The sequence below is a fragment of the Desulfovibrionales bacterium genome, assembly GCA_028715605.1.
Classification (GTDB): domain Bacteria; phylum Desulfobacterota; class QYQD01; order QYQD01; family QYQD01; genus QYQD01.
The window spans coordinates 1-26,576 of the sequence record JAQURM010000003.1 but is presented as its reverse complement, the minus strand read 5'-3'; the positions used below and the strand labels follow the sequence as shown (position 1 = coordinate 26,576).

At 50.0% G+C, this 26,576-nt stretch carries 27 protein-coding genes; 7 read left to right on the top strand and 20 right to left on the bottom strand.

Annotated features, from left to right (window positions below):
• Positions 1-4: 4 nt before the first annotated feature.
• The 7 genes from PHT49_04550 to PHT49_04520 form a co-directional block, all read right to left on the bottom strand.
• Complete coding sequence (locus tag PHT49_04550; protein MDD5451145.1) at positions 5-181, bottom strand: hypothetical protein; 177 nt, start codon at positions 179-181, stop codon at positions 5-7.
• Positions 182-306: 125 nt separating this feature from the next.
• Positions 307-948, bottom strand: coding sequence for a thermonuclease family protein (locus PHT49_04545; protein MDD5451144.1), 642 nt, complete (start codon positions 946-948; stop codon positions 307-309).
• A 15-nt stretch (positions 949-963) separates the two neighbouring features.
• Complete coding sequence (locus tag PHT49_04540; GenBank protein ID MDD5451143.1) at positions 964-1,860, bottom strand: phosphoribosylaminoimidazolesuccinocarboxamide synthase; 897 nt, start codon at positions 1,858-1,860, stop codon at positions 964-966.
• A gap of 12 nt (positions 1,861-1,872) precedes the next feature.
• Positions 1,873-2,199 carry a Rho termination factor N-terminal domain-containing protein gene (locus tag PHT49_04535; GenBank protein ID MDD5451142.1) on the bottom strand — a complete coding sequence of 109 codons (327 nt, stop codon included), beginning with the start codon at positions 2,197-2,199 and terminating at the stop codon, positions 1,873-1,875.
• Positions 2,200-2,369: 170 nt separating this feature from the next.
• The gene (locus PHT49_04530) at positions 2,370-2,864 is read right to left on the bottom strand and encodes a hypothetical protein (GenBank protein MDD5451141.1); all 495 of its coding nucleotides are present in this window, start codon (positions 2,862-2,864) and stop codon (positions 2,370-2,372) included.
• 104 nt (positions 2,865-2,968) lie between these two features.
• On the bottom strand, positions 2,969-4,282 hold the full coding sequence (locus tag PHT49_04525) for a UDP-glucose/GDP-mannose dehydrogenase family protein (protein MDD5451140.1): 1,314 nt from the start codon (positions 4,280-4,282) through the stop codon (positions 2,969-2,971).
• Positions 4,283-4,286: 4 nt separating this feature from the next.
• Complete coding sequence (locus PHT49_04520; GenBank protein ID MDD5451139.1) at positions 4,287-5,246, bottom strand: GDP-mannose 4,6-dehydratase; 960 nt, start codon at positions 5,244-5,246, stop codon at positions 4,287-4,289.
• 363 nt (positions 5,247-5,609) lie between these two features.
• Between PHT49_04520 and trxA the strand changes: the two genes are divergently transcribed.
• Positions 5,610-5,945, top strand: coding sequence for a thioredoxin (gene trxA / locus PHT49_04515; protein MDD5451138.1), 336 nt, complete (start codon positions 5,610-5,612; stop codon positions 5,943-5,945).
• 5 nt (positions 5,946-5,950) lie between these two features.
• Positions 5,951-6,661, top strand: a complete 711-nt coding sequence (locus PHT49_04510) for an outer membrane protein assembly factor BamD (GenBank protein MDD5451137.1) — start codon at positions 5,951-5,953, stop codon at positions 6,659-6,661.
• A gap of 49 nt (positions 6,662-6,710) precedes the next feature.
• Here the strand turns inward: PHT49_04510 and alaS are convergent, their stop codons facing one another.
• The 7 genes from alaS to PHT49_04475 all read right to left on the bottom strand — a co-directional run bounded on the left by alaS (position 6,711) and on the right by PHT49_04475 (position 14,763).
• On the bottom strand, positions 6,711-9,344 hold the full coding sequence (gene alaS / locus PHT49_04505) for an alanine--tRNA ligase (protein MDD5451136.1): 2,634 nt from the start codon (positions 9,342-9,344) through the stop codon (positions 6,711-6,713).
• Positions 9,345-10,379: a recombinase RecA gene (recA, locus tag PHT49_04500; GenBank protein MDD5451135.1), complete on the bottom strand. Its 1,035-nt coding sequence runs from the start codon at positions 10,377-10,379 to the stop codon at positions 9,345-9,347.
• A 31-nt stretch (positions 10,380-10,410) separates the two neighbouring features.
• Entirely contained in the window at positions 10,411-10,974 is a 564-nt protein-coding gene (thpR, locus tag PHT49_04495; GenBank protein ID MDD5451134.1) for an RNA 2',3'-cyclic phosphodiesterase, read from the bottom strand.
• Positions 10,949-12,205 (bottom strand): competence/damage-inducible protein A, encoded by a 1,257-nt coding sequence (locus tag PHT49_04490; protein MDD5451133.1) that lies wholly within the window; start codon positions 12,203-12,205, stop codon positions 10,949-10,951. The genes thpR and PHT49_04490 overlap by 26 nt, the downstream gene beginning before the upstream one ends.
• 39 nt (positions 12,206-12,244) lie before the next feature.
• Complete coding sequence (locus PHT49_04485; GenBank protein ID MDD5451132.1) at positions 12,245-12,700, bottom strand: phosphatidylglycerophosphatase A; 456 nt, start codon at positions 12,698-12,700, stop codon at positions 12,245-12,247.
• Positions 12,701-12,839: 139 nt separating this feature from the next.
• Positions 12,840-14,063 (bottom strand): nickel pincer cofactor biosynthesis protein LarC, encoded by a 1,224-nt coding sequence (gene larC, locus PHT49_04480; protein MDD5451131.1) that lies wholly within the window; start codon positions 14,061-14,063, stop codon positions 12,840-12,842.
• Positions 14,035-14,763 carry a VTT domain-containing protein gene (locus PHT49_04475; protein ID MDD5451130.1) on the bottom strand — a complete coding sequence of 243 codons (729 nt, stop codon included), beginning with the start codon at positions 14,761-14,763 and terminating at the stop codon, positions 14,035-14,037. Before PHT49_04475 ends, larC begins: the two co-directional genes overlap by 29 nt.
• A 499-nt stretch (positions 14,764-15,262) precedes the next feature.
• Between PHT49_04475 and PHT49_04470 the strand changes: the two genes are divergently transcribed.
• The 3 genes from PHT49_04470 to PHT49_04460 all read left to right on the top strand — a co-directional run bounded on the left by PHT49_04470 (position 15,263) and on the right by PHT49_04460 (position 19,118).
• Positions 15,263-16,903 (top strand): VCBS repeat-containing protein, encoded by a 1,641-nt coding sequence (locus PHT49_04470; GenBank protein ID MDD5451129.1) that lies wholly within the window; start codon positions 15,263-15,265, stop codon positions 16,901-16,903.
• Between the two features lie 244 nt (positions 16,904-17,147).
• Positions 17,148-17,858, top strand: coding sequence for a PilZ domain-containing protein (locus PHT49_04465; protein ID MDD5451128.1), 711 nt, complete (start codon positions 17,148-17,150; stop codon positions 17,856-17,858).
• A gap of 111 nt (positions 17,859-17,969) precedes the next feature.
• Positions 17,970-19,118 carry a deoxyhypusine synthase family protein gene (locus PHT49_04460; protein MDD5451127.1) on the top strand — a complete coding sequence of 383 codons (1,149 nt, stop codon included), beginning with the start codon at positions 17,970-17,972 and terminating at the stop codon, positions 19,116-19,118.
• A gap of 211 nt (positions 19,119-19,329) precedes the next feature.
• Here the strand turns inward: PHT49_04460 and PHT49_04455 are convergent, their stop codons facing one another.
• Both PHT49_04455 and PHT49_04450 read right to left on the bottom strand, forming a co-directional pair.
• The gene (locus PHT49_04455) at positions 19,330-20,139 is read right to left on the bottom strand and encodes a YkgJ family cysteine cluster protein (GenBank protein ID MDD5451126.1); all 810 of its coding nucleotides are present in this window, start codon (positions 20,137-20,139) and stop codon (positions 19,330-19,332) included.
• Between the two features lie 68 nt (positions 20,140-20,207).
• On the bottom strand, positions 20,208-20,453 hold the full coding sequence (locus PHT49_04450) for a hypothetical protein (protein ID MDD5451125.1): 246 nt from the start codon (positions 20,451-20,453) through the stop codon (positions 20,208-20,210).
• 318 nt (positions 20,454-20,771) lie between these two features.
• Here PHT49_04450 and PHT49_04445 point away from each other — a divergent pair, with 318 nt between their 5' ends.
• Positions 20,772-21,803, top strand: coding sequence for a TIGR00730 family Rossman fold protein (locus PHT49_04445; protein ID MDD5451124.1), 1,032 nt, complete (start codon positions 20,772-20,774; stop codon positions 21,801-21,803).
• 11 nt (positions 21,804-21,814) lie between these two features.
• Here the strand turns inward: PHT49_04445 and PHT49_04440 are convergent, their stop codons facing one another.
• On the bottom strand, positions 21,815-22,282 hold the full coding sequence (locus PHT49_04440; protein ID MDD5451123.1) for a bifunctional nuclease family protein: 468 nt from the start codon (positions 22,280-22,282) through the stop codon (positions 21,815-21,817).
• Between the two features lie 250 nt (positions 22,283-22,532).
• Here PHT49_04440 and PHT49_04435 point away from each other — a divergent pair, with 250 nt between their 5' ends.
• Positions 22,533-22,727 carry a hypothetical protein gene (locus tag PHT49_04435; protein MDD5451122.1) on the top strand — a complete coding sequence of 65 codons (195 nt, stop codon included), beginning with the start codon at positions 22,533-22,535 and terminating at the stop codon, positions 22,725-22,727.
• A gap of 319 nt (positions 22,728-23,046) precedes the next feature.
• On the opposite strand, the gene PHT49_04430 is transcribed toward PHT49_04435, so the two are convergent.
• From PHT49_04430 to yedE, 3 genes are all read right to left on the bottom strand, one after another.
• Entirely contained in the window at positions 23,047-24,456 is a 1,410-nt protein-coding gene (locus tag PHT49_04430; protein ID MDD5451121.1) for a hypothetical protein, read from the bottom strand.
• A 157-nt stretch (positions 24,457-24,613) separates the two neighbouring features.
• A complete protein-coding gene (locus PHT49_04425; GenBank protein ID MDD5451120.1) occupies positions 24,614-24,829 on the bottom strand; it encodes a sulfurtransferase TusA family protein in 216 nt (71 codons plus the stop codon).
• A 16-nt stretch (positions 24,830-24,845) separates the two neighbouring features.
• Positions 24,846-25,937 (bottom strand): YedE family putative selenium transporter, encoded by a 1,092-nt coding sequence (yedE, locus tag PHT49_04420; GenBank protein ID MDD5451119.1) that lies wholly within the window; start codon positions 25,935-25,937, stop codon positions 24,846-24,848.
• Between the last annotated feature and the right edge of the window lie 639 nt (positions 25,938-26,576).

Genomic DNA, 26,576 nt, shown 5'->3' with positions numbered 1-26,576 from the left:
CAGCTCATCCGAACCTGATCACCTTACGAACCAGGAAACCCATAATGCTGATCATCACGATTTCCCCTACGATAAGGCTGCCCCAGGCATGCCAGAGATGCCAGAACAGCCCGGAAGAAACGACTACGACCAGGCAAAGGACAATAATTACCGCCAAGGAATGTACTGTTTTTTCATTCATATTTCTCCCCCCGTTATTTCTCAAACCATCGGAAGTAGTGGCCCTTCTTATTGGTTTGCTTATACACCAAAATAAAAAATAGATAAAGTCTAAAAATGAATCTCCATTCGTTTGCAGATTTTATGTCAGGGGCTGCACTTTTTACACGGACTTAACCCATCATAGAATGCCTCCAGACGGTTCCGGTAGATGACCTTGTTGCGCCGCCCCGTCTTTCGGCCAAGATGACAGGACGGGCTATGGAAGCGACGCGACCGCGTATTGCCGATGTAAAAGGGCTCCTTGCCGGGGTCGGCCGAGGCCCAAAGACCCACCCTTTCACGCATGGCCCGGCGCTGCAGGGTTAACAGGTCCTGGTCATATCTCACATTGGGCGGGGTTGTATATACCATGGCCAGCCCCTTTTCCACCAAAGCGCCATTAACAAAGGTCCCGTCCGGCAAAAAGACATAAGCCAGCAATCGCCCGTACTGGTCATACTTCTCCTTGTCAATCTGGATCCGTACCTGCCCGCCCCGCGTCAGACGCCTGTTCAAAAGGTAGGCCTCATCGGCTAATGGCTGTGCCGGCTGCCCATCATGGGCCACTTCCGGGGTGTTTACGCCTGCGTAGCGCACCTTGGTGCCGTTTGAAAGCTTTATAGTATCTCCATCGAACACCCAGACCACCGTGGCCACCATATCGGCCAGGACAGGAGCGCTGAAAAGATGGGCCCAAAGGACAAGGAGACAGACAACGAAACAGACTTTTTTGCGTTTATCTCTCATAGTAGATGGCGGCCTTTAAACAAATTTTTTGCCGGTAAGTCGCTCGAAGGCCTCAATATACTTGGACCTGGTCTTTGCTATTATTTCCGGAGGCAGCTCAGGGGCCGGTGGTTTCTGGTCCCAATGGAGAGATAACAGATAATCACGGACGAATTGTTTGTCAAAACTGGGTTGACCCTGGCCGGGTTGATATTGATCCTGCGGCCAGAAACGTGAGGAATCGGGCGTCAGGACCTCGTCAATCAGCATCACGTTTTCACCTGTCAACCCAAATTCAAATTTGGTATCGGCTATGATAATCCCTTTCTTCTCGGCCAGGGAAGACGCCTTTTTATATAGCCGCAGGCTAAGTTGCGCAATTTTCACGGCCGTCTCTTTTCCGATCAGGTTCTCGACTTCGGGTAAAGAGATATTCTGGTCATGCGCACCGGCCTCGGCCTTGGTCGAAGGGGTAAAAATCGGCTCCGGCAGCTTGGCCGATTCCGTAAGCCCCTTGGGCAGGGTTATACCGCATACCGCTCCCGTCTTCCGGTACTCTTTCCACCCCGAGCCCGACAGGTAACCACGCACAATGCACTCTACGGGGAGGGGCTTGGCCTTCTTGACCAGCATGGTACGGCCGGCAAGGATTTCGGCATATTTATGACAAGCGGACGGGAAATCTTTTACCTCGCCTGAGATCAGGTGATTGGGCACTATGCCAGCAAGTTCCCGGAACCAATAAAGCGATATCCGGGTTAAGATGCGGCCCTTGTCCGGTATGGGGTTGGGCATCACTACATCAAAGGCCGAAAGCCGGTCCGTAGCCACGATGAGCAGGTGTTCGCCGGCATCATAGACGTCGCGCACCTTGCCCCGGTTGAAGAGGGGCAGCCCTTCAATATGTGTCTCGAAAACAGCGCTGGCAGCCATCTTACCTCACCATCAGCCCGCGCGGCGGGTCTTTTTCTTGAGACGGCTTATGCGGCGACGATTAATACAGGCCTTTTTCTTATCTCCGCTTTCATGGGCGGCTACAAGCTTGGCCCGCAACTCCTTCGCCTTGGCCTTTACCTCGCGCATAGTGGCGGCAGGCTTTTTCTTGGGCTCATCCGTAATGCCGCGCGCCTTTTTGATAGCCGCGATAACCTCGTCCTTATTCATTCCGTGAACGCCGACAATATCAGGAATCTGCAAGGCGATCTCCCGGAGTTCCTTAACGGTCATGGACTCAAGCGTTTTTTCCTTTTTTTCTTTTTCTTTCTTTCCCATAAGCTCTCCTTTTTAAAAGAATAAAATTTGGAACTCAGGAACTCATGAAGGGGAATACTATTCTATTCCTGATTTCTTGATTTCCAGATTTTCATTTTTCCTTCGCGGTCTTTGCGCCTCTGCGTGAAAAATTGACTTTCTACGAGATCATCATCATTAAATTTAAAAACCTACATTGTCCTGGGGCTTATTAACGTGCTTCTCTCCTGGAAGGGACGTAAAAAAACAGGTATGAACCCCAACGGAACATTGCATTCCTTTTCCCAGCCGGGCGGACAGTCCGGTAGGGATTCGTTGCCGAAATATATATCCTGCGATACGTCTCCGCTACGGTGGCCGGCCTGATCTATGACGGCCACGGCAACATTTATAGCCTCTCCAAAAAGGACAGCCGGCGGCGTAAGCATGTAAAGATACCCGGCCACTTGCGCCCGGTTATCCTTGTGCACCTTCATGTAGGGCACCGATTCTTCACCCGCGCCCCTCTGACGTACATTAACGTGGATGTAGGCCAGATCCCCGTCCTCATCTTTAGCGGAGATATAGAACTTCAGCGTGTCACCGCTTCTGATGATGGCCGGGCAATAAAAGCGCTCTACTACCGGTGGGTGCGGGCCGTACTTTAGTTCGGCCTCGGCCAGGGTTAACCGCGGGCTGCAAGACAAAGAAGATAAAATACAGAACAAGAGGCAGGCGACTCCTCCAACTAAGTATTTTTTCTCTGGGAACATTATCTTAACCATCCTTAACCAATGACTAATAACATTCACTATATACCCCGGCCAACACCGATATAAGTGTAGCCAAGTTCGCGCATTTTCCCCGAGTCATAGATATTTCTTAAATCCAGGATCAGGGGCTGGGCTATCATCTTCCGGAGCTTTTTCAGATCCAGGTTCCTTAACTCGTTCCATTCCGTAAGAAACACAAGGGCGTCCGCCCCTTTTGCCGCCTGGTAGGCGTCCTGGCAAAAGGAAAGGTTTCTGCCGGTCACCGCCTTCTTAAATTCATCCACGCCGGCCGGATCATAGGCCTTTACCCTTGCCCCCTTTTCCAGCAATATTCTGACTATGTCAATAGCCGGGGATTCCCGTACATCGCTGGTGTTAGGTTTAAAAGTAAGACCCAGTACACCGACTGTTTTACCCTTCAAGGAGCCCAGCGCTGTCTCAATCTTATTGACCATCCGGGCCCGCTGTCTCCGGTTTACTTCAATCACAGCCTCGACGATATTAAGAGGGCTACCCTGCTTTCTTCCCAGGTGGGCAAGGGCCAGTGTATCCTTGGGAAAACAAGAGCCTCCATAGCCCGGTCCCGCATGCAAAAATTTCGGCCCTATCCGGCCGTCCAGTCCCATGGCCCTGGCCACGTGATGCACATCCGCTCCGACCTTTTCACAAAGATTCGCCACTTCATTAATAAACGATATTTTTGTCGCCAGAAAGGCGTTTGAAGCGTATTTAATCAACTCGGCGGTCTCCAGGCCGGTTATAACAAAGGGGGTCTCGATCAGATAGAGGGGCCGGTAAATATCCTTTACAACGGCCAGGGCCTCGGCGCTGTCAGACCCAAGAACCACCCGGTTGGGCCGCATGAAATCTTCAATGGCCGCTCCCTCGCGCAGGAATTCCGGATTAGACACCACGTCCACTTTAATGCCTTTTTTCCCGCCTGCGGCAGAGATAACCTCTTTAATCCAACGGTTAGTCCCTACAGGTACCGTACTTTTGATAACGATTACCTTATAGTCGTCGATTGTCTCTGCCAGTTCTCTGGCCACCGCTTCTACCTGTGAGAGATCCGGTTGTCCCTGCCCGTCATCCGGCGTGCCCACGGCAATAAAGATAACCAGAGACTGCCTTACTGAGGTCTTCATATCCGTGGTAAAAGAAAGGCGGCCATTTTTTACATTCTTGGAGACTAACTCTTCCAGCCCCGGTTCGTAAAAAGGTATCTCTCCCTTTTTGAGCCTTTTAATCTTGTCCTTGTCCTGATCGACACAGATAACCTGCAACCCGAAGTCAGCCAAACCTGCGCCGGAAACCAGTCCTACATAGCCGGTGCCAATCACGGTAATGTGCATAAGCCTACCTCTTACCCTTCATTTCCTGATACCATTTTACAAATAATGGGATGCCCTCTTCCACCGTCACCTGAGGATTATAACCGAGCAGTCCCTTAGACTTTGATATGTCCGCATAGGTGACGGGGACATCGCCCGGCTGGTCAGGCAGCCATTTTATGCGCGCCTTTTTCCCCAGGGCATCTTCTATCAAGGCCACCAGTTTTCTTAGCTCTGTGGTGCGGGATTCGCCCAGGTTGAAGATATCATAAGGCCCTATTGCAGTGGATGCCCGGGCCGCCATTACACCCTGAATGATGTCATCAATGTAAGTATAATCCCGCCGGGACGAACCGTCTCCGTAGAGCGGCACCTCCAGGCCCTCGTCGATAAGGCGCGTAAACTTGTGAATAGCCATCTCCGGCCGCTGACGCGGGCCATAGACCGTAAAAAAGCGCAGCACGGTGACATGGACGTCATAGAGGTGATGATAGGTATAACACATGAGTTCATTGGCCCGTTTGGTGGCCGCGTAAGGGGATACGGGCCTTGATATCTCATCATCTTCTGAAAACGGGATCTTATTGTTTATGCCATACACTGAAGACGACCCGCCATAGATAAACCTCTTTACGTCATATTTACGGCAAAGCTCAAGGATATTTAAGGTCCCGCGTCCATTTACGTCCTCGTAAAGCAGGGGGTCCTTTAAAGACGGACGTACTCCGGCCCGTGCCGCCAGGTGGATGACCTCGGTTAATGGAAACTCGCGAAACACACCCTCCATAAAGGAGAGGTCGCGAATATCTCCCTGCCGCAGATGAAAGTTCCGGCCCTGCAGGGCCGGTTCCAGGTTGCGATGCTTGATGGCCGGGTCGTAAAAGTCATTGAAGTCATCGACACACACCACCTCTTCAGTACTAAGCAGTTTTTCGACCAGATGGGAGCCGATGAATCCCGCACCGCCAGTTACCAGTACCGCCATTTATCCTCCAACTAATTAGTTTCCATCCGGAAACCACCGTTTCCAAATGAAAGCCCTCAGCAATCAGCATGTTTGTTATCCGTTAACCGTTGTCCAATATTTTCTTTCGGTAAACGGTGAACCGGCTTCATGCTGAGAGCTGACTGCTGACCTCTTCATCCAGAAAACCGGGATTTCGGATGAACACTAATTAGGCCCTTTTTATGACGTTTTATCCGGCATGTCAATTTTTTTGGAGATGGTATTTTTGAAAAGGAGATTTTAACTCATAGCTACAGGTAACTAAACAAAAAAATTCTTGTAATCTCTATACCTCCCGTGGTAAAGGATAGCAATCAAAAACACCACTCAGGAGGGGTTGTCATGGCAGAAGGTAATGTCCTGGAGGTTAGCGACAGCAGTTTTGAGACAGATATCCTCAAAAGTGATAAGCCGGCGCTGGTAGATTTCTGGGCGGCGTGGTGTGGCCCGTGCCGGGCGATTGCCCCGGTGGTTAAAGAACTGGCCGAGGAATATGCAGACCGCATGAGGATCGCAAAAATGAACGTGGACGAAAATCCGGCCACGCCTAGTAAATATGGCATCAGGGCCATTCCTACGCTGCTTTTTTTTAAAGACGGTAAATTGGCTGACCAGATTACCGGCGCAGTCTCCAAGAACATCATTGAAAGCGGCATTAAAAAGATCCTTGAGACATAAATAATATGAATAAAGTTAAACGGATTAGAGGCGGCGATATGCAAAGGATCGCCACCTTTTCTTTTGTACTGTTTTTCCTGTTATTTTTTACCGGCTGCGCTACAATTACTTCTTTAGTCTTTCCTAAACCACCGAGTGAAAAAACCGCCGAAGAATTGGCAACATCGGGTATGGCTTATCTGCGTGGCGGAGACTATTATAAGTCCGCAGAGGCCTTCCAGCAGATAAAGGACCGTCATCCTTTCAGCCAATATAGTCTCCTAGCTGCCCTGAAACTAGCCGATATTCATTATCATCGCAAAGAATATGAAGAGGCCGTCAGCGCCTACCAGGAGTTTGAGAAGCTTCACCCGACCAATGAGGCCTTGCCATACGTAACCTATCAGATCGGCATGTCTTATTTCAGGCAGATGCTTGGTGTTGACCGTGACCAGGCCGCTATCAGGAATGCCTTGAATGAATTTCACCGCTTACTGAACACGTACCCGGACAGTCCATACGTTATTGAGGCAAAAGAAAAGATCAGGCAGTGCCGGGAAAAATTAGCCGAACACGAGTTATATGTGGGCAGGTTCTATCTAAGGACCGAACAATATCAGGCGGCTTTAAACCGCCTGAGACGACTGGTAAGTGACTATCCGGAGACCTCGGCTAAAGAAAAAGCCCTGGCCCTTATCAAACAGTGCGAGGGAAAGCTTGCCGCGGACGTCTCATAATATAGCATTCAGCTGCCAGCGGTCAGCTTTCAGCCACTTAATGTAGCCTTCAGCCCTCAGCCACAACCTTATAAACCATATCCAGCGCCTCAGAAAGCTTATCGACCTTAGTGCCGCCGGCCTGGGCCATATCCGGCCGTCCACCGCCACGGCCGCCTACCAGTTGGGCCACTTTTTTAACGATGTCTCCGGCATGAAATCTCTTGGTCAGGTCTTTGGTAACCACGGCCACCAGAAGGACTTTGTCGTCATGGATACCTCCGAGAACGACTATACCCGACCCAATCTTGTCACGGAACCTGTCGGCAAGCTCCCGCAGGGTCCTGGGACTATCTATAGGGACTATCGTAGAAAGGACATGGAACCCATCCATTTTTCTGGCGCCTTGCAGGATGCCGTCCAATCCCTGGATGGTAAGTTTAGACGTTAAATCAGCGACCTCCTTTTCCAGTTCCTTCTGTCTGGCTGTTAATTTCTCTATCTTGTTTTCTAATTCTTCCGTGCCCGCCTTCAAAAGATGGCCCAGTCGCTTTAACCTTAGATCCTGTTCCTGCGCCAGTCTCAGGGCCACACTGCCGGTTACGGCCTCTATACGGCGGATGCCGGCGGCTACCCCGCCTTCACCCACGATCTTGAACAGACCTATATCACCGGTCCGGGACGCATGCGTACCCCCGCAAAGTTCCTTGCTGAAAGGGCCGATAGATACCACCCGCACCCGGTCTCCATACTTTTCCCCAAAGAGGGCGGTCGCCCCGTTTTGTATGGCCTGTTCCAGGGCCTGTATATCCGTCTCCAGGGGAATATTCTCCCGGATCTTCCCGTTGACTATGGCCTCGATTCTCTCCAGGTCAGCCGCCTCTACCGGCGAAAAATGCGTGAAATCAAAACGCAGTCTATCCGGGGCCACCAGAGAGCCGGACTGCCGGACATGCTCACCCAGGACGGTTCGCAGCGCGGCATGGAGGAGATGGGTGGCGGTATGGTTCAGGGCCACGGACTGCCGCCGCTCCGGGGATATGGCCAGTTCTACCTCTTCGCCGGCCTTTATTTTCCCATCTATTACCCGGCCGTGATGTACATAAAGCCTGCCCGCTATACTGATAGTTTCTTCGATAACCACCGTGCCTGCCTGCCCTCTGATGGTCCCCTGATCCCCTACCTGCCCCCCGGCTTCCGCATAAAAAGGCGTCTTTTCCGCTATGACCTCCACCGCCTCGCCTTTTCCCGCCTCCGTCACTGCCTCGCCATTCTTGACCAACAGCCACAACCGGGAGCGGGTCGAGCAGACCTCATAGCCGACAAACTCCGTCTTTTGCCCTTTATCCAGCAGGTCACGAAATACAGGAGATATTTCTACCGTCTCACCCTTCCAGGCCTTCCTGGAGAGCTCGCGCTGCCTGACCATGCACCTCTGGAAACCGGCATCATCGATTTCAAGGCCGTTTTCCTGCCCTATATCCTGAATAATGTCTATGGGAAACCCGTAGGTATCGTAGAGTTTAAAGACGGTATCCCCGGATATAATATGCCCCCCCCCGGCTTTCAGAGCGGCTATTTCCTCCTGAAGGAGACGGAGACCGAAGTCCAGGGTCTCCGCAAATCGCTCCTCTTCATTTAAAAGGACCTTTCCCGCAAGAACGGCAGATTCCATTAATTCCGGGTAGGTGTTTCCCATAATGGCGGCCACCGCGCCGGTTATCTCGCCCAGAAAGGGTTTGGCAAGGCCAAGCACCCGGCCATAACGGACGGCGCGGCGCAGTATCCTCCTGAGCACATAGCCGCGGCCTTCGTTGGAGGGCAACACCCCGTCGGCGATGAGAAAGGCGGCTGCCCGGCTGTGATCGGCAATTACCCGCATGGCCATATCGCGGGGCTCACCCTGACCATAAGAGGTCCCGGCCAGGCCGGCTATGGCCGCGATGATTCCCTGAAACAGGTCGGATTCATAGTTGCTTTTTTTGCCCTGCAGGACCGCGGCAATACGTTCCAATCCCATACCCGTATCAATGCTGGGACGGGGCAGCGGATGCAGCTCTCCTTTTTCATTCCGGTAGTACTGCATAAAAACCAGATTCCACAGTTCCAGGTAACGATCGCAATCACAACCCACCCGGCAATCCGGCCTACGGCAGCCGATTTCTTCGCCCTGATCAATGAGGATTTCAGAACAGGGACCGCACGGACCGGTATCCCCCATGGCCCAGAAGTTATCCTTTTCTCCGAGCCTGACTATTCTTTCCGCAGGCAGACCTACTTTTGTACGCCAAATTTCATAGGCCTCACTGTCCTGTTCATAGACGGAAACCCACAGCTTTTCTGGAGGCAGCTTTAGGTGCCCGGTCAAAAACTCCCAGGCAAAGGCGATGGCTTCCTCCTTGAAATAGTCTCCAAAGGAAAAATTACCCAGCATCTCAAAAAACGTATGATGCCGCGCCGTCCGGCCCACATTTTCCAGATCGTTGTGTTTGCCGCCGGCCCGCATACACTTTTGTACCGAAACCGCCCGGACATAATCGTGCCTTTCCCCTCCCAGAAATACCTGTTTAAACTGGACCATCCCGGCATTGGTAAAAAGCAGGGTGGGGTCATCGGCCGGCACCAGGGACGAGCTTTTAACTACCGTATGGCCTTTTGTAACAAAATACTCTATAAATTTTTCTCTGATCTCCTGTCCGGTCATTTATTTGTCCTGTTTTGCCGCCTTTTCTGTATCGCTCCTGGCAATCCCATAGGCTTCTTTAATTCTGTCCTCAATGGCCGCCATTACCGCAGGATTGTCCCTTAGGAATACCCGGGCATTTTCACGCCCCTGGCCGATTCTTTCCCCGCCATAGGAATACCAGGCGCCGCTCTTATCAATTATGTTCACGGCCGTAGCCAGGTCCAGGACGTCCATCTCCCTGGATATGCCCGAACCGTATAAAATATCAAATTCTGCCTCCTTGAAGGGCGGCGCCATCTTATTTTTGACTACCTTCACCCTTGTGCGGCTGCCTACAATATCCTGCCCCTCCTTGAGATTGCCTATCTTGCGAATATCAAGACGCATAGAGGCATAAAACTTAAGGGCCGTGCCGCCCGTAGTCGTCTCCGGGTTGCCATAGAAGACACCGATTTTCATGCGTATCTGATTGATGAATATTACTGAAGTCAGCGACCGGCTGATGCTGGCGGTAAGCTTGCGCAGGGCCTGGGACATGAGGCGGGCCTGGAGTCCGACATGGGAATCGCCCATCTCCCCTTCTATCTCGGCGCGCGGAACGAGTGCTGCCACGGAGTCAATGACCAGGACATCTACCGCCCCGCTACGCACCAACACCTCGGCAATTTCCAGGGCCTGTTCACCGGTATCCGGCTGAGACACCAGCAACTCATCGGTCTTAACCCCCAGCTTTTGCGCATAACCCACATCCAGGGCATGCTCTGCGTCAATGAAGGCTGCTGTACCCCCTCTTCTCTGGGCCTCCGCCACAATATGTAAGGCCAGGGTCGTCTTACCGGAAGACTCCGGCCCGAAGATCTCGGTTACTCTCCCGCGGGGGATACCCCCTATGCCGGAGGCTATATCTAAAGCCAGGGATCCGGTCGGAATAACGGGGACATCCACTACCCGTTCGTTAGCCCCCAGGCGCATAATAGAGCCTTTTCCGAATTGTTTTTCGATTTGGATGACGGCCAGTTCTACGGCTTTGCTTTTATCCATTGGTGTTGCCATGTTATCCCTCCAGTTTTTATTAAGGCTGATATTAACCTATTAATGGTAGTCGCCGCAAGGGTGTATAGATGGCGCCTTCAGGGCGCAGGGCGCTTTTATAGAATATTAGCTCATTGACGGTAAAAGGGGTGAAGTTTATATCTTTAAGCCCTTCAATTTTATGGGCCAAATCTGAGGCCCTCTTATAGGAACGTACCCGTCCCAGGGTCAAATGCGGGGTAAATGGTCTGTCTTCTGCCGGAAAACCCAGGCCGGAAAGGGCCTGTTCGATACTTTTCTGTATAACCATCAAGCGCTCTATATCGCCGGTCATCCCGATCCAGATGACCCGCGGCCGCCTTAAATCCGGGAAGGCGCCTATACCTTCGGCCTTCAAGACCAGCGGCTTCTGGCCGGTTATAACCCCGCTTACCGCATTAACGATGGGATCAACCTGCCCTTCCTCAATATTGCCGAGAAACTTCAAGGTAAGATGGATGCCTTCCGGCCTGACCCATTTTATATCGGCAGCCGGGGTGCGTAGACCTATGGTAGCGCTAACCATAGATTCACGAAGATCCATCGGCGGGTCAACTGCCAAAAATGAGCGTATCATGCGCCAGATACCTTCTTAATACATCCAGGGCGGTCTCTGCCGCTACCTTTTGAATCATCTCACGCGTGCCCCGAAACAAAAAATGATGAGCTACCGTATTTCCGGGGACGGCCAGGCCGATATAGACTGTCCCCACCGGTTTTTCCGGTGTACCACCAGTAGGGCCGGCAATGCCGGTTACCGAAAGACCGATATCGGTGCGACTTTTCTCTTTAACTCCGAGCGCCATCTGCTCGGCTACCCCGGCGCTGACTGCGCCAAAAGCAGCCAGCGTCTCTTCAGAGACATTGAGAAGTTCCACCTTTGAAAGGTTACTGTAGGTGATAACCCCCCGCTCGAAATAGTCCGAGCTTCCGGGTACCCTGGTCAGACGGTGGCCAATCAGCCCGCCCGTACAGGATTCCGCCACAGAGAGACTGAGCTTCCGGACCCTTAAAAGGTCCCCCACTACTTTCTCCAGCGTATCGTCCCCATAGCCAAAGACATGCGGATACAATCTTGCTTCCAGTTCTGCCTTGGCCCCGGAAAGGACAGCCCCGGTCTCGCTCATGGTTTCACCGCTGAACGTCAGGGTCACGTGGACTTCAGGAACATCAGGGTAATAACCAATTTTAAGTCCGGGATAAATTTCTTCCAGATCCGCACAGCGGGCATTTATCTCTGACTCAACCAGTCCGAAGGTCTTTATGACTTCCTGCCGGGTGAAAACAGAGAGCCTCCATTTGGTTGCCAGGTATGGCAAGACCTTGCGGTCCAGGAGGTCTTGCATCTGTTCAGGAACCCCGGGCAGAAAACAAAGAAATTTCCCCTCGTGCTCCAGAAAATAACCGGCCGCCTTGCCTGTTTCATCCAGCAGGGTAGCCCCTTCAGGCAGCCAAGCCAGCTTAAGGTATTCTTCACACGGTTTCTCCCCTTTGGCCTGGAAGTATTTTTCGATTCGCTCTTTGATCCCATTGTGAAATACAAGTCTGCGGCCAAGGATGTGGGAAGTTACTTCCGTGGTCAGATCATCACTGGTAGGCCCCAGCCCGCCCGTAACTATCACAAAGTCGGCCTTCTGCATGGCCTGAACAAGCCCCTCTTCTATAGATTCCGGCTGGTCTCCCACGATGCTCATCTTCCTTATAACATAACCCGCCTCAAAAAACCGCCTGGCCGCGAACAGGCTGGTAGTATTTGGGACCCGCCCCGCCAGTAATTCATCGCCGATGGCTATAATCTCACCTTTCATGGATTATCCCTACAATGCCGGTTTCGATGACCACAACCTTTAGGCTGCGTTCAGGTAAAGGACAAGGCGTAAAATCAAGTTGGCATATATGCCTGCGACAATGTCGTCAGCCACTATACCGTAACCTCCGGGCAATATTCTCTCAAGCATTTTAGCAGGAAATATCTTGGTAATATCAAAAAAACGAAAGAGCAAAAATCCAACCAAAATCGCCCAGGCGGTTGGAGGAATTTGCGCGAGAGTTACCGCCATCCCGGCGATTTCGTCAATTACTATGGAAGAATCGTCTTTATGTCCGGTTATAATCTCTGCCTGATGAGCGACTATAACCGCCAGGAAAATTAGTATGATAAGGCCGGGGAGATAAAAAAGCAACGAATAGCGTGATAGGAAATAATGAAATAATACTCCCCACAGGCTGCCCCACGTCCCCGGGGCCAGAGGTAACCGTCCGAGATAGGCCCCTGTCGCCAAAAAGAGTATCAGACTGCGCAAAACATATCCTTTTGAGAATATTTTTGTCAAGTTAATCAACTATAGGCAACGTTACAGGTCATTAATCACCGGTCATCGGTTAAGTGGGAGAGATTGTCCACTCTTGCTAGTACTAGTGACTATTGACTATTGACATTCACTATAGTTCTCCCGCACCGGCCAGGGCGATCTTCTGATATACATATTTGAGAGGAACATTGTATTTGTTGGCTATTTTTCGGCATTCTTCATATTCAGGATAAACAACCCGCCGTCCATCCGTTCCCCTGGCTATCTTTACCGTTACCAGGCCCCATTCCGTCCTGACCTGGCCCGCAATGCGTTCTACAGCAAAACGCCTGGCTTCATAATAGCGCAGTCCCAAGGTGGTGGTTTCACGCAATATGATCTCCATAAGCAAGTTTTTCAGCGCTTCAGGACTTATTACCCGCAACAGCGTCCCCGGCCGGTTTTTCTTCATTTGTATGGGAGATAGAGAGACATCCAGCGCCCCGGCCTCAAACAATTTGTCCATCAGGTGGTCATAAAATTCCGGATTCATGTCGTCGATATGCGACTCAATGACCGTGACCGGCCTTGATTCGGGGATCGTCAAAGGGTGCCCGGAGACCAGGCGCAGGAGGTTTGGTATTTCTGACAGTTCAGACGCGCCTGCGCCATAGCCTGCTTTATCGATGCGCATGGCCGGCATCTGCCCGAAATTTTTAGCCAGGGTAGTGACAATAGCTGCTCCTGTAGGGGTTACAAGCTCTACCTGGCTATCCACCGGATATGTAGGCGCTCCCTTAAGGAGGGCCAGGGTGGCCGGAGCGGGTAGCGGCAACCGGCCGTGGCTGGAGGTTATCCAGCCTCTGGACATAGGAAGGGGCGAGCAATAGAATTCTTTTATACCAAAGTAATTAAAACCGATAGCCGCCCCTACGATATCGACTATGGTATCAACACCGCCTACCTCATGGAAGTGGACCCTGGCCAGCGGCGTGTTATGGACATGGGCCTCGGCCCCGGCGAGACGTTTAAATATATTCAGGCTTATCTTTTTCACCGGCGCATCAAGGTGACTTTCCGATATGAGCTCCCGGATATCAACAAACCGGCGCTCCGGGGGCGTCTTTTCCCTTACATCTACCTCAAAAAATATGCTGCTGATGGGATATTTTCTAGAACGATGGGCGCGGCAATGATACCCTTTTAAGGAGAGCTTCTTTAGCTCGCCCCTCAGTTTTTCCAGGGGTAATCCCATGTCCAGAAGCGCCCCCACCACCATATTGCCGCTTATGCCCCCAAGGCAGTCGAAGTACAGAATAGAAGAAGCTCTGAGATGCCCTGAGGTCTTAGTCTGTTGCGCGAGCGTTTTTCGCATGTAGTCTCTGGATTAATCCGTAAATTTTCTGTCTGAAAATATATGAAAGAATAACCGCACCCAAGGATACCCCGAGCAGAACGCAAAAAGTAACATACTCCTGATCGAACATCTTGCTCCCCTGGAGGGTAAGGAGCAACGTACCGGGTATGCGGCCAACCGCAGCGATGACGAGAAAGACGCTGGTGGGCATGAGGCTAAGCCCCAGGAGATAACATAGATAATCCTTTGGGAACCCCGGCAATAAAAAAAGGATAAAGGCTATAATAACACCCTGGTGCTCGACTATGAAGTTGAACTTATCGTAGATTTTCGTCTGGCCTAAACGGCGGGCGACATAGGGCGCAAACAGTCTGGAGATACTAAAGGCCAACCATGAACCCAGAGTTAATCCAATAGTCGAATATATTAATCCTTTAACCGCGCCAAAGAGGTATCCGCCGATAAATCCAGTGGCTTCGCCCGGAATCGGGGAGATTACCACCTGCATTATCTGGAGGCCGATAAAGGCCAGAGGCGCCAGCGGACCGAAAGAGGCCACAAAATCCCGGACCTTTTCCCGGTCAGAAAGCAGGTCTCCAAATTTGTCAAACCCAATGACTGATAAGGAGTTATAAAGCAATACCAGTCCGAATAACGAGAGACATACAAAGATAATGCCCCAGAATAATACCTTTCTGTAGGGATTGCCCTTGTCCATTGTTTTTCTATACTTATTTTTAAGACTTTTGGCAAGTCATGTGTGGATAGGGTCGGCCCAAATCCACCGTCTAATTTAGCTATCAAGATTAAAAACAGCAGGTTATGGGGTATCCCTGGACACCGGCAAGATATTAGATGCAGGCGTCGAGGAGCGACGACTGAGGCGTATGGAGCAATACGCCGCAAGGAGGAGCGATCGAAGACAACGCCGCAGATGATGTCTTGCTGGTGGATCAGGATCGGCCTTTAATCTTGACTACGCTGACACCAAATGTTACTTTACGGCCATCCATAAAAGTAAGATCGACGGCTTCGTAAAAAGTAAAATTTACCGCAGAGGCCGCCGAGAACGCTGAGATAACATATTAAACAGTTTAAACCGTCGTTCGACCCGGCTCATGACCGTAAGCCAGCCAAACGGTTTACAGTTTTTCTCTGCGCACTCTGCGTGCTCAGCGGTGAAAAGGCTTTTTTACAAGTTCATCAAGGTTGGTGCCATGAAAAAGTTTATTATATCAATAAGTAGTCTATTTATAATTCTGAGTTTCTGCCCATCGCTTTGGGCCGGAGAACCGGCCAGAGTTGCCATTATCCCCTTCGATGTCCATGCGCCGGGTGATCTGTCCTACCTACAGGACGGCATTTTCGACATGCTCGCCAGCCGTATTGCCTGGGAGGGGAAAGTCGTAGTGCTGGAAAAACACGCGGTTAAAGATATATGCCAGAAATATACGGGCAATTTAAATGAAATATCGGCCAAAAAACTGGGGCAGGATTTAAAGGTCGATTACATCCTTTTCGGCAGCCTTACGGTACTCGGAAATTCAAGCAGCCTGGACGCCAAAATAGTAGCCACAAATCTTAACCAGCCGGCCATGTCCGTTTATACTCAGACAAAAAGTCTGGATGAAGTCATTCCTAGAGTAGATGAATTTGCCGGGGATATAAATGCCAAGATATTTGGCCGGACTCCGGTTATCACCCGTGCCGCCGTCGCCCCGCCTAAGGAACAAACGACGGTTGCAGCCCATCCACAGCGGATTTTATTGTCCAGCCAGGAAGAAGAGCCATCTTCTAATCTACATCCGGATTTTATTCAACTTTCTGCCAAACAAAAGAAGGCCGGTTTTTGGAAGAGCCAGGAGTTTCCAGCCGTTATGCGCGGGATGCAGGTAACCGACCTGGACGGCGATGGACAGAAAGAAATGGCTTTCATCACCCAGACAGATGTCTGGATATACCGGCAAAAAGGTGAAAAACTGGACGAGGTAAAACATATCAAGGGCAAATCCACCTATGATCAACTTTCCGTGGACGTAGGGGATATAAACGGTAACGGGACCCCTGAAATTTACGTGTCCAACCTGAGTTCCGGCAACGTGGATTCATTCGTTCTGGAATGGAACGGCTCAGATTTTGTGCGCATCGCCGAACATCTCCGCTGGTATCTCAGGATAACTAAGCTGGCAGGTGGCAACCTGACCATAGTCGGCCAGCAAAAAGATATTAATAGTCCCTTTACGTTGGCCGTTTGCGAGCTGCTATGGGTAAATAAAAAGTTACAGGCCGGAGAACAACTTCGCCTGCCTGTAGGCGCTAACGTATTCAATTTCACGATAGCGGACATTGACGGGGATAAGACCCTAGAAACTGTCATGATTGATGAACACAATAAACTCAAGGTTTATGCTGCCTCCGGTGAACTGCGCTGGAAAGGTGACGAACCCTATGGAGAAACTATTAATTTTGTTATGGTCAACCCCAACCGCACACGCTCTGACACTGAAGAAAGGATATATCTGCCCTCACGGATCATTGTGACCGATCTAAACAAAGATGGTATTGCCGACCTTATAGTAAACAGAAACCTTTCTACCGCATCCCGATTATTGCGAAACTTCAAAGAATATACCAGCAGCGAGATATATTTGCTCAGCTGGGACGGGCTGGGCCTGGCAGAAAGTTGGAAGACACGTAAGATATCCGGTGGAGTCTGTGATTATCAGTTAGTAGATACCGATGGAAAAGACCATTACGAACTCTTTGTCGGTATCATAATGAGAACCGGCGTCGCACCCCTTGTTTCCGGCAAAAGCACGATAATCAGCTATAGACTCAACGTCAGTCAGGACGAATAGCGTTTTATCAAAAGATTAACCACAGAACACATAGCTTTCAGCGGGTAGCGTATAGCTCCAGACGTGAGGCGTCTCTCGTACCTCCCCTTACGTCTCCCCTCTCACCTTCCTTGACTGCCGACCGTTGTAATCTGTTTTTTTGTTGACATTTTTTTGAAGTTAACGGTTAACTTACCGATGTATTCTTAGGGACATCCGGCGAAAATCTGTTCCGTATAACCAGGATACAAAAATCGATTAATTCATGGAAACCCTTGTCGGTAAAAATGCCCTGCGTTTTTTGCGCGAGATCATGTTGAGGAAAACTCAACTCAGCCTGTTTATTCCTGGCGCTGATTACACTCGCTTAACTATCATCCTCAAGCTCCCTGTAATCGGTGACCAACAATATGTGGCAATGGACTGGATAGAAGATTTTGCGGATATTATTCTCTCTCATCCGGATCCCAAGCTTATCTTTGAATGTATTGACAGCCAAAAAATCCCGTATCGTTTTTCAACCAGGCCCTACAAGGCAGAGGACAGGGAGATATGGGTCTATTCCCCCAAAGAAATTGTTCGTATCCAAAGACGGCGGCACTTCCGTATTGATGTCCCCTCAGGCAGTGAAGTGAGGATGTCCCCGGGAGGAGAAACCTCGGCCTTCGCCATAAAAGACATCAGTGTAAGCGGATTAGCTATCCTCGTCCCCCGAAACAAGGGTAAGGAAAAATTTCTAAAGCTCGGTGATGAACTAAAAGAGATCAGAGTCAATCTCCTCCTGGAGGGACAAGTTTACGGGATTGACGTAAAGTCAGCCATAGTAAGAAGGTTGCAGGATAATATGGAGACCAACGTGATCCAGTGCGGATTAGAATTCACAGGTATTGATAATAAGACAGAAAATATAATGAACGACTATATCCGCAGACTGGAACGTTCGATGCTCCGCAAGTTGCGCGGGATGGAAGACTAAGGGGTTATTGATTGTTTGATTTTTTTGTTTATTTTTTATATGTTCAATCTTTTCGTAATAATAGGCCGTTCCCACGGGCCTATAATTTTTCAGGAGGTAATATAAGGAATCATGAAATCAAAGCCGTCTTCCGGTTATAGCCATCTGTCTCAGGGGGCTAAACTTCGTAAACGTAAAATTTTAGCTGAGGCGATACGTCCCGTGGAGATATCACCGGGGATGACCGTGGGTGACCTGCTGGGACAAATGAACGGGATGTCCATACAGGCACGAAATCTGGGCAATTGCGCGAGAGTTCTGTCCAGGATGTTCGAAGATCCTGACCGGCCTACGATTTTCCTGGGGCTGGCCGGCCCCCTGATCGCCGCCGGATTAAGGAATGTCATACGTGAGTTAATTGTAGGAGGTTATATAGACGTAGTGGTGTCAACCGGGGCCATCCTCTATCAGGATATATACCAGGCCAGAGGATATAAGCATTATAAGGGGACTCCGGCGGCAGATGACCGGATACTCAGAGACCTTTACATAGACCGTATCTATGATACTTACGTAGATGAGGAGGCCTTCTGGAAAACCGATATGTGGTGCAGCAAGATTGCCGATGAACTGCCGCCCGGTAATTATTCCAGCCGGCAGTACATAGATTTTATCGGCTCTCATCTGGATGACGAACGCTCTATAGTTTACCAATGCCACCGCATGGGCATACCTATTTTTGCCCCGGCTATAAATGATTCTTCCATAGGCATCGGCCTTACTGAACACCGGCACAGGTGTAAAACGGACTCAAAGCCGGGAGTTGCCATTGATTCTATTCAGGACAATTATGAGCTTACACAGATTGTGGTCAGGTCAAAAAAGACGGCGGCCATCTACGTGGCCGGTGGCGTACCGAAAAACTACATCAACGACTCCATAGTTATGAGTTATATATTCAGTCTGGAACGCGGACACTCCTATGCCATACAGGTCACCACAGCGGTTTCACATGACGGCGGTCTTTCCGGTTCAACCCTGGGTGAAGCCCAGTCCTGGGGGAAGATAAAAAAAGATGCAGACTTTGCCATGGCCTGGGTAGAACCCAGTGTCTCCTTATCGCTGCTGGCCGCTTATGCGATGGAAAAACATCCTGCGCCGGCCAGGCCAAGGTTGGTATTTAATTGGGAAGGGGACATCCTCAAAGGATTAAAGCCGGAAAAGGTTGCCCGGAAGACAAGACGGATCAAATCAAGTTCAAAGGTCGAAGTTGAAAGCTGAAAGCTGAAGGCTGAAGACTTAAAGCTCAACTTTGACGGCTTCGTAACAGGTCAATTTCTCACGCAAAGGCGCAAAGACCGCGAAGGAAAAATTAAAATCTGGAAATCAAGAATAGAATAGTATTTTTCTTTATGAGTTCCTGAGTTCCAAATTTTATTCTTTTTGCGTCCTTGGCGGCTTTGCGTGATATTTTGGGCCTTTTACGAGTTCATCAACTTTGATCCTCCTGCGGCGGACCCGACTTAAGCAGGAGCGTCTTTTCCCCAAAAACCATAAACTGGGCCCACCTGATGCCGAACTTCATCAGTTCCAGTTCATCTGAACGAAGCCGGGTAACATACTCGACCGAAAGGTCAAATTCTTCCAGGAACCCTGGTGTAAAAACCATGTCCTTGAATTTATCCGGGTTGTAGCAGGCCAGGGCAAAATTTCGCATCTGCTCATCGGTCAGATTTTTAATCCCGGCACGATCCCTGCTCACAATAAGTTCCATAAAAAGGTCATTCATCTCGTTATAAATTTTTATCTCCTGATCATCCAGCCACTCTTCTATAGACCATTCATTCGGCTCTGCAAACCCCAGGCAATGGTCTTCCTGGAAGATAAAATAGTTCTCTTTTTTCCGGTTGGTATCTCTGTTTTTTTCTACCAGGCGACCGAGAGGATAAGTGCGGCAGGAGGCAGGCCGGTCCGCATAGACGGTGCACCCGTCCGGCGTAACAAAAGGGCAGGTCCGCTCCTGGTCCTTGTTCATACGAAGAGTCATCACCGGGAATCCCGAGACAATACCGATATTGGTAGAGGCATATTTCCGCAGAAAATCGCCGGATGAAATGCCCAGTCTGTTTTTCAGGCGCAGTATATCATAAGGCGAGAGGAAGAGATTAAGGTCACGGCAACAATGGGTAAAACATCTTAATCCCTTACGGCAGGCAAAGCGAAACCTCTCGCCCGGCATGAGCGGCCGGGGCTCTCCTAACTCGCCTGCTTCTCCAGTTACAACTTTGTTCGGTTCTGTCATGTATCTTATTTCCTTTTGTGTTAAATTTTCCGGACTGTACAAGCCGGGCAAAATATTCGAAAGACCGGTTATACGTAACTTCTGCCTAGCCTTTTTATCTCGTTACGCCTCGTAAGTATCTCAAAAGATATCTCAAAATTCCTCTTGCGCAGGAGATGAATTTCTTCAGTATGAATCTCACAGCGCTTAAGCTCCCTTTCCGTGAGTTCCAGTATCTTTCGATCATCGGCCTTTTTTTCTGCTTCTAACTCCTGAATCTTTTTTTCCAAATGGGCCCTCTGCATTTCAACTTCTTTGGTTACCGTCTCTTCCATCTTTCCCGTCTCTTAAGTGGTTTCTAAAATTTTAGCCAGTGAGATCACGTTGCGTTTTAGCCTGTTTAAACACTTAAGACAAGATTTTTGTGCGCTCAAATAAAAATAGCAGTCAGCATTCAGTTCTCAGCTTTCAGGAAGTGGAATAGCTCCTTAACTGACCGCTGATAGCTGATGGCTGATCGCTATTTCGCAGTAAATGGACTTTTTACGAGGCCGTCAATTAAAACTTAACAGAATTAAAGAATATGGGTAAAATGTTCGATTGAAAGTATATGATGAACTCGTAAAAAGTGCCCGGGGGAAACCAATCAAAGTATGGAACTCCGTTTTCATGAGCCTAACCTCGAAATTGATGACCGGATAGAGTCCTTGATGGACCTGGCAGGCATTGATGCCAATCGCGATATTATACGCGAATTAATTATTGCCAGCCTGAAGGGTGGTCAGGACACCAGGGATCGCGGTGACCTGAAGATGATGAATACCACCCTCAAAGAGATGCGTTATACTGCAAAGGTCTTTGGGCCTTATCGGAACCAGCTCAAAGTAACGGTATTTGGTTCAGCCAGAACCCTTCCCGGCACACCGCTTTATGATATGGCCCTTCGCTTTGCCCGCGGGTTGGTCGAAAACGGCTTTATGGTGATTACCGGCGGCGGTCCTGGGATCATGGAAGCAGCCAACAAGGGGGCCGGTCACGAGAATTCCTTTGGTGTTACTATCAAACTCCCTTTTGAACAGGTGACTAATGAGATAATAGCCTCTAATCCACGCATGATCCAGTACAAATACTTTTTTAACCGCAAGGTGGCCTTTATTAAGGAAACCCATGCTGTGGCGCTGTTCCCCGGCGGGTTTGGAACCATGGACGAGGCTATGGAGGCCATGACCCTCGTCCAGACCGGGAAACAGAATCCCATCCCTATCGTGTTTCTCGAAACCGGGGGAAATGGATATTGGGGAAAATGGATGGAATTTCTGCAAGACTGCCTGGTTAAGGGCGAATATATCTCACCGGAAGACGTAAGCTTACTCACCATCCTCAACGATGAAAAAGAGGCGGTAAAAATTATCACAGCGTTTTATCGCCGTTATCACTCCATGCGCTACATAGGAGATATGGTGGTCTTACGCCTTAAAACCCGCCCGGAACAATATGCTATACAGGCATTAAACGAGGAATTCCCGGAGGATCTCCTGCCCGGTGGAAAATTTGAGGCCCGGGAGGCCTTACCGGAGGAACAAGACGAACCCGAATTATTAGAACTGCCGCGTTTAACGTTCCCCTTCAATAAGAAATCTTTCGCCAGCCTTAAGGCTATAATCGAGCGGGTAAATAGTTTTTGACATGCACCGGGTTATTCTGTTTCTTTAAATTTTACTACCTTAATTATATCCCTGTAAAATTCCCTTTCTTCCTTGGATACCTCGGTCTTAAATAGTTTCCGCCTGACCAGTATAGGAATTTGCTGATTCAAGGCCAGGGCCAGGGCATCACTGGGCCTGGAATCAACCCCGACCTCGTTCTCGCCTTTTTCATAAAAGACATTGGCAATATAAGCATTATCTTGCTGCTCATATATCTCCACACGCAAGAATTTAATGCCCAGATTTTTCAATATCCCTAAATAAAGATCATGCGTTAGCGGCCGGGGGGGCCTGTAAGTGCCTTTTTCCTTGGCAATGGCAGCGAATTCAGCCGGACCGATGAGCATCGTAAAATAATATTTACTGTCCGCCTTCTCTTTTAAGATAATCTGATACCCATCCTGTTGCTCTACCAGTTGGACATCATGCACGGCTATCATATCTTCCAGCCCTTCCAAATTGATTCCTCCTCTAACGCGCCAATTCTTCTGCTAAGGTCAATATCATTTCCCTAAAAACTTTACAAAGGTCAAAGGCCCTCGCCTTGGCATAGTATCCTCGCTGCAGATTCTTCTCAGGCTTTTAAAAAGACATTAAATTAAGGCCCATGGAAAGTCAACCCTCATAAATTCTTTAAATTTCCTTGTGCCTGGGACAATCGCGCCATAGAATAGAAAATAAGCTGAGGTTCGAACAAGGGAGATAAGTATGGATAAAGAAACAACAAGCCGGGTTTATCAGGAGAGGTTAGAAGACCTGAAAAACATGCCCAAGGATTTAGTGCAAAAATTAACGGCCGGAGTTAAGGAGCCATGGACCAAGATATTTCTTACAGAGCCGGACCCTAAAAAATGGCCTCCCGGGATGCACGAAATTCTGAGATCATATCTTGAAAAAGACTAGCTTGCCCTGTGGGGAATCAAAGAGGCCAGCCCTGGAATTACTCCAGAGCCAGCCTCTTATTTACCTAACCAGGCCAGATGCCCGGCCTCTGAATTAGCTGTCAGCTATCAGCGCTCAGCCTTCAGTCTCTGGCTGTCTGCCGATTACTGACGGCTGATCGCTTGAAAGTCAGCCAGTCTTATCTGTTTCACCACAAAGACGCAAAGAGCGCAAAGAAAGATATATCTTTTTCTTTGCGCTCTCCGCGTGCTCTGCGGTGAAAATTCCTACTCATTACTCATTACTCATTACTCGTCACTCGTCACTCAGTACTCATCACTTAGAAACTCAGCGTCAGGCTGTGGTCGATCTGATAGACGTCATCGGTGGTGTAGTCGGTACCAGCGGGACCCTTAAAGAAGTCGCCCGTCCACAGGTAACCAAGGTGCAGATCGTAAGCCAGGTTGCTCATGATCTGGTACTTCAGACCCAGGTCCAGCTCTTTGCCGAATTCATCATCCTGGTAATAGGTGCTGCTGATCTTGTCCGCGTATGCTATACCCAGGGCGCCATGCAGGGCGAGCTGGGGATCGACCGTATAGTCGGCATAGATCCAGTATCCCACAGAACCAGTAGCGGTATCTCCCGGATTGCCAAACTGGCCGGCATTGGAGTAACCAGGTTTCTGAGAAGGGTGTACCAGGGTGGTGTTTAAGATGTTGCTCTGCGGCCCGTACAAGACGTACATCGGCTGGAAGTCTCCGCCGGAGGCCGGCCCGACGTCATAATCGCCGTCGGAGGCATTGTCATCACCGGAGGTATAGGCCGTGCCGATCCCTACGGTAAGAGGACCTTTGTTCGTCCAGGCCTTGGCATAGTAACCCCACCCGGCGCGATCCACATCTGTAGTGCCGGCGGCGTAGTAATCCTTATAGTCGCCGCTCAGGAGGGACAGTTCACCCTTGAAAAAATAGGTGTTCGTCGCATCATTGGCCTGTACGCAGAAGTAGTTGCCGATACGGTTGGCCTTCCAGCCGGTAGTGGCCGGGTTCTCTGAACCTGTCCGGACATGGTAGTAGTCAAAGGCATAGCCCAGGTAGAGACAGGGTTTGGTATATTGCAGGCAGAGTGAGTACCGGTCGAGGTCCTCATCGGCCATGTTATTGCCTGATGTAACACTCTGTTCCTCCCATTTTTCATGAAAGGCAAAGAAGCTGAAGGGTCCCCAGCTCGGGGAGAAGTAGTGGATCTTCTCCACGTCCATCTCGGTATTGGCCCACTCCGTAAAGTAGGTATAGATGCCGGGCTTGCGGCCGACGTGAAGCTTGCCCCAGGAGCCTGTCCATTCGATATAGGCCTGGTTTAAAATGATGTTGTCGGCGGTATCACCAAAGTTGGCCCAGTTATTGTGGCCGATACCGGTCGTGGGTACTCCGCCTGAAGTCTCGCTGCTCCCCCACATCTGGTTGTTGAATACCGAGACGCGGGTGATCAGTTTGAGGTTATCAGCAACCTTGAAGACCGGATTCAACCGGAGCAGGTGATCCCAGTAGGCATCCGGGTTCCCATAGCCGTTTGTAGTATAGGGGGTGTTACCATCCCAGGGCGTAACCTGCCCCTGATTGGCATTGCTCTGATAGATGCCGCGCACCCGGTAGAAACCGCTCAGGCTCATGTCCACGGCCAGGGCCGGGAGTGCCATAGCAGCCACAAACAGGGCAGCGGCCATAATTACTAAACCTTTCTTCATATCTTTCCTTTCTCCTTTATCCGTTATTTTTTCACCACAGAGCACATAGAGAGCGCAAAGAAAAAGATATATCTTTCTTTGCGTCTTTGCGGTGAACATGCATAGCGAGCGCATTCCCCGCTGCTTGCGGCGGGGAGCTTCAATCTGACACAAATCATTACCCTTTTGTCAACACCAGTACATATTCACGGCCTGCTTCTTTGCTCTCTACCTCCCATCCCTCTTTTTGAGCCAGCCGGGTGATGTTCTCCCTGGCGGTATCTGTGTCCACCTTCACTTCAAAGGCGCCCCGTCCCATTGACTGCATCTTCTGACGGGCCAGAATCACCGGCTGAGGACAGGAAAGTCCACGGGCATCTACAGAATCCGTCATCTCCAAACCTCCTCCTTTAGATCTTTTCGCGCATGGTAAGACCGACAAAGAAACAAAAGGCAAGCCCTATGAGGACGGCCAGCGGCCCATAAAGGCCAACCCCCTTGGGAGAACTGGCCAGGGAAAAGTTATGGGCAAAACCAGCGCCGATAATCATACCCAGTACCAATACACCGGCATCGCCATCGCCTTCGCCAGCCAGGAATAATTGTCGCCCCGGACATCCGCCGGCCAGGGCAAAGGACAGTCCGGCCAGCGCCATGCCGCCAAAATTCCACAACTGATTGGTATGGGCGATCGGCTGGTTTTCAAAACCGGCCTGAAACTGACCGAGGATCAGGTTGGTAACGAATGCGCCGGCAATCAGCGCCAATACGCCGCTCGCCAGGTGAAAATCCCGCATTAAAATTATGTCCCTGACCGCCCCCATGGTGCAGAACCGGGTCCGTTGCGCAATAAACCCGATAAACAGGCCGATCAGGAGTGACACGGCTATAGGCGCGTGCAGAGACCCCGGCCCCTTGGCGCTGAAAAAAATCGGCCCGGTTTGGCCATTATCACCCATCTGAGGAGCCAGTAAAAGAAATATAAGAAGTGCGCCCATGGCTAACGGCAGTATCCACCCCATAGCAACATAGCTCTTCTGTGTCCGGCCCAGATTGTAACCGTTTTTCAGAAAGGCCACCCCGATAGCTATGCCTGCTGTAAGGCCGATTAAACCGGCAATAGCATTCCCATCGCCGGCCGATAGTCTAAGTAAGGCCCGCCATGGACATCCGAGAAAGACCAGTGCCCCGGTCATGGCAAAAAAACCAAGAAAAAAACGGACAATAGGAGCAGATCCCGCGCGCGGCCTGAACTCTTTAAAGGCGTAGGCGGCTATCAGAGCGCCGAAGACAAACCCGATTATCTCCGGCCGGATATACTGAACAACGGCCGCGCGGTGCAGACCCAGGGCGCCGGCAATATCCCTTTCAAAGCAGGCCACGCATATACCCATATTACCCGGGTTACCCATCTTCTGAAGTAAGGCGGCCAGTATCCCGATAATAGCGCCCGTAGCTACGATCCCGGTACGCGTTCCGAAAAAGTTCTTCGTTTTGTTCATTAGGAAATACCTCCAGACAACATCGAACTTTGCGCCGATATTAACTCACAGCATGATATGCGCCGATCCAGGCATCATGCCGATCTCATGTGCATATATAATCCAGGAGGTAGGATGTCAAATCGATAAATCGGATATAGATGCGGATAATTATAGGCAGAAACTATTACACAAGATAAACATAGAAGGAGTGTCGCCGGATATATCTACCTGTGACGGACCGAAGACAGGCTGCTTCTGGACAGAAAGGAGGATTCCAATGTTAGGGGATATAGGGCTATTTAACTTATTACCATTTTCAAAAGGGTGAGGGATCCTGATCTAAAAAATCTTCACGAACCTTATCGTTTCTGAATATCTTTCGACGCTCTATCCTCCCTGAGCATAATGTGATGTAAAACACCGGGTGCGTCCAGTCGGATTAATCTCGGCATGGGTTCTATTTCGCTTTTACGCTTTACTTTGTCAACTTACTTTTTTACCCGCGTCCCCATTCTTCTTCATCTTCTTCATGTAACAGTTTAGTGTTTTTGTAGCATTTTTTTGATTGCCTGCAAATATTTTTCTTGATTTGCGGGTTTTTTTGGGTTAAATAAGATGAGTAATAATACTCATTGAAGGAGATCGAAATGACCCAAA

Bases quoted from the DNA above. Each gene is read 5' to 3' on its own strand.
- PHT49_04460 (MDD5451127.1), top strand. From the start codon at position 17,970: ATGAAATCAAAGCCGTCTTCCGGTTATAGCCATCTGTCTCAGGGGGCT.
- trxA (MDD5451138.1), top strand. From the start codon at position 5,610: ATGGCAGAAGGTAATGTCCTGGAGGTTAGCGACAGCAGTTTTGAGACA.
- PHT49_04540 (MDD5451143.1), bottom strand. From the start codon at position 1,860: ATGGCTGCCAGCGCTGTTTTCGAGACACATATTGAAGGGCTGCCCCTC.
- PHT49_04520 (MDD5451139.1), bottom strand. From the start codon at position 5,246: ATGGCGGTACTGGTAACTGGCGGTGCGGGATTCATCGGCTCCCATCTG.
- yedE (MDD5451119.1), bottom strand. From the start codon at position 25,937: ATGAACAAAACGAAGAACTTTTTCGGAACGCGTACCGGGATCGTAGCT.
- PHT49_04545 (MDD5451144.1), bottom strand. From the start codon at position 948: ATGAGAGATAAACGCAAAAAAGTCTGTTTCGTTGTCTGTCTCCTTGTC.
- PHT49_04425 (MDD5451120.1), bottom strand. From the start codon at position 24,829: ATGACGGATTCTGTAGATGCCCGTGGACTTTCCTGTCCTCAGCCGGTG.
- PHT49_04465 (MDD5451128.1), top strand. From the start codon at position 17,148: ATGGAAACCCTTGTCGGTAAAAATGCCCTGCGTTTTTTGCGCGAGATC.
- PHT49_04445 (MDD5451124.1), top strand. From the start codon at position 20,772: ATGGAACTCCGTTTTCATGAGCCTAACCTCGAAATTGATGACCGGATA.
- larC (MDD5451131.1), bottom strand. From the start codon at position 14,063: ATGCGAAAAACGCTCGCGCAACAGACTAAGACCTCAGGGCATCTCAGA.
- PHT49_04455 (MDD5451126.1), bottom strand. From the start codon at position 20,139: ATGACAGAACCGAACAAAGTTGTAACTGGAGAAGCAGGCGAGTTAGGA.
- PHT49_04490 (MDD5451133.1), bottom strand. From the start codon at position 12,205: ATGAAAGGTGAGATTATAGCCATCGGCGATGAATTACTGGCGGGGCGG.
- PHT49_04550 (MDD5451145.1), bottom strand. From the start codon at position 181: ATGAATGAAAAAACAGTACATTCCTTGGCGGTAATTATTGTCCTTTGC.
- thpR (MDD5451134.1), bottom strand. From the start codon at position 10,974: ATGATACGCTCATTTTTGGCAGTTGACCCGCCGATGGATCTTCGTGAA.
- PHT49_04525 (MDD5451140.1), bottom strand. From the start codon at position 4,282: ATGCACATTACCGTGATTGGCACCGGCTATGTAGGACTGGTTTCCGGC.
- recA (MDD5451135.1), bottom strand. From the start codon at position 10,379: ATGGCAACACCAATGGATAAAAGCAAAGCCGTAGAACTGGCCGTCATC.
- PHT49_04510 (MDD5451137.1), top strand. From the start codon at position 5,951: ATGAATAAAGTTAAACGGATTAGAGGCGGCGATATGCAAAGGATCGCC.
- PHT49_04475 (MDD5451130.1), bottom strand. From the start codon at position 14,763: ATGGACAAGGGCAATCCCTACAGAAAGGTATTATTCTGGGGCATTATC.
- PHT49_04435 (MDD5451122.1), top strand. From the start codon at position 22,533: ATGGATAAAGAAACAACAAGCCGGGTTTATCAGGAGAGGTTAGAAGAC.
- PHT49_04430 (MDD5451121.1), bottom strand. From the start codon at position 24,456: ATGAAGAAAGGTTTAGTAATTATGGCCGCTGCCCTGTTTGTGGCTGCT.
- PHT49_04535 (MDD5451142.1), bottom strand. From the start codon at position 2,199: ATGGGAAAGAAAGAAAAAGAAAAAAAGGAAAAAACGCTTGAGTCCATG.
- PHT49_04450 (MDD5451125.1), bottom strand. From the start codon at position 20,453: ATGGAAGAGACGGTAACCAAAGAAGTTGAAATGCAGAGGGCCCATTTG.
- alaS (MDD5451136.1), bottom strand. From the start codon at position 9,344: ATGACCGGACAGGAGATCAGAGAAAAATTTATAGAGTATTTTGTTACA.
- PHT49_04470 (MDD5451129.1), top strand. From the start codon at position 15,263: ATGAAAAAGTTTATTATATCAATAAGTAGTCTATTTATAATTCTGAGT.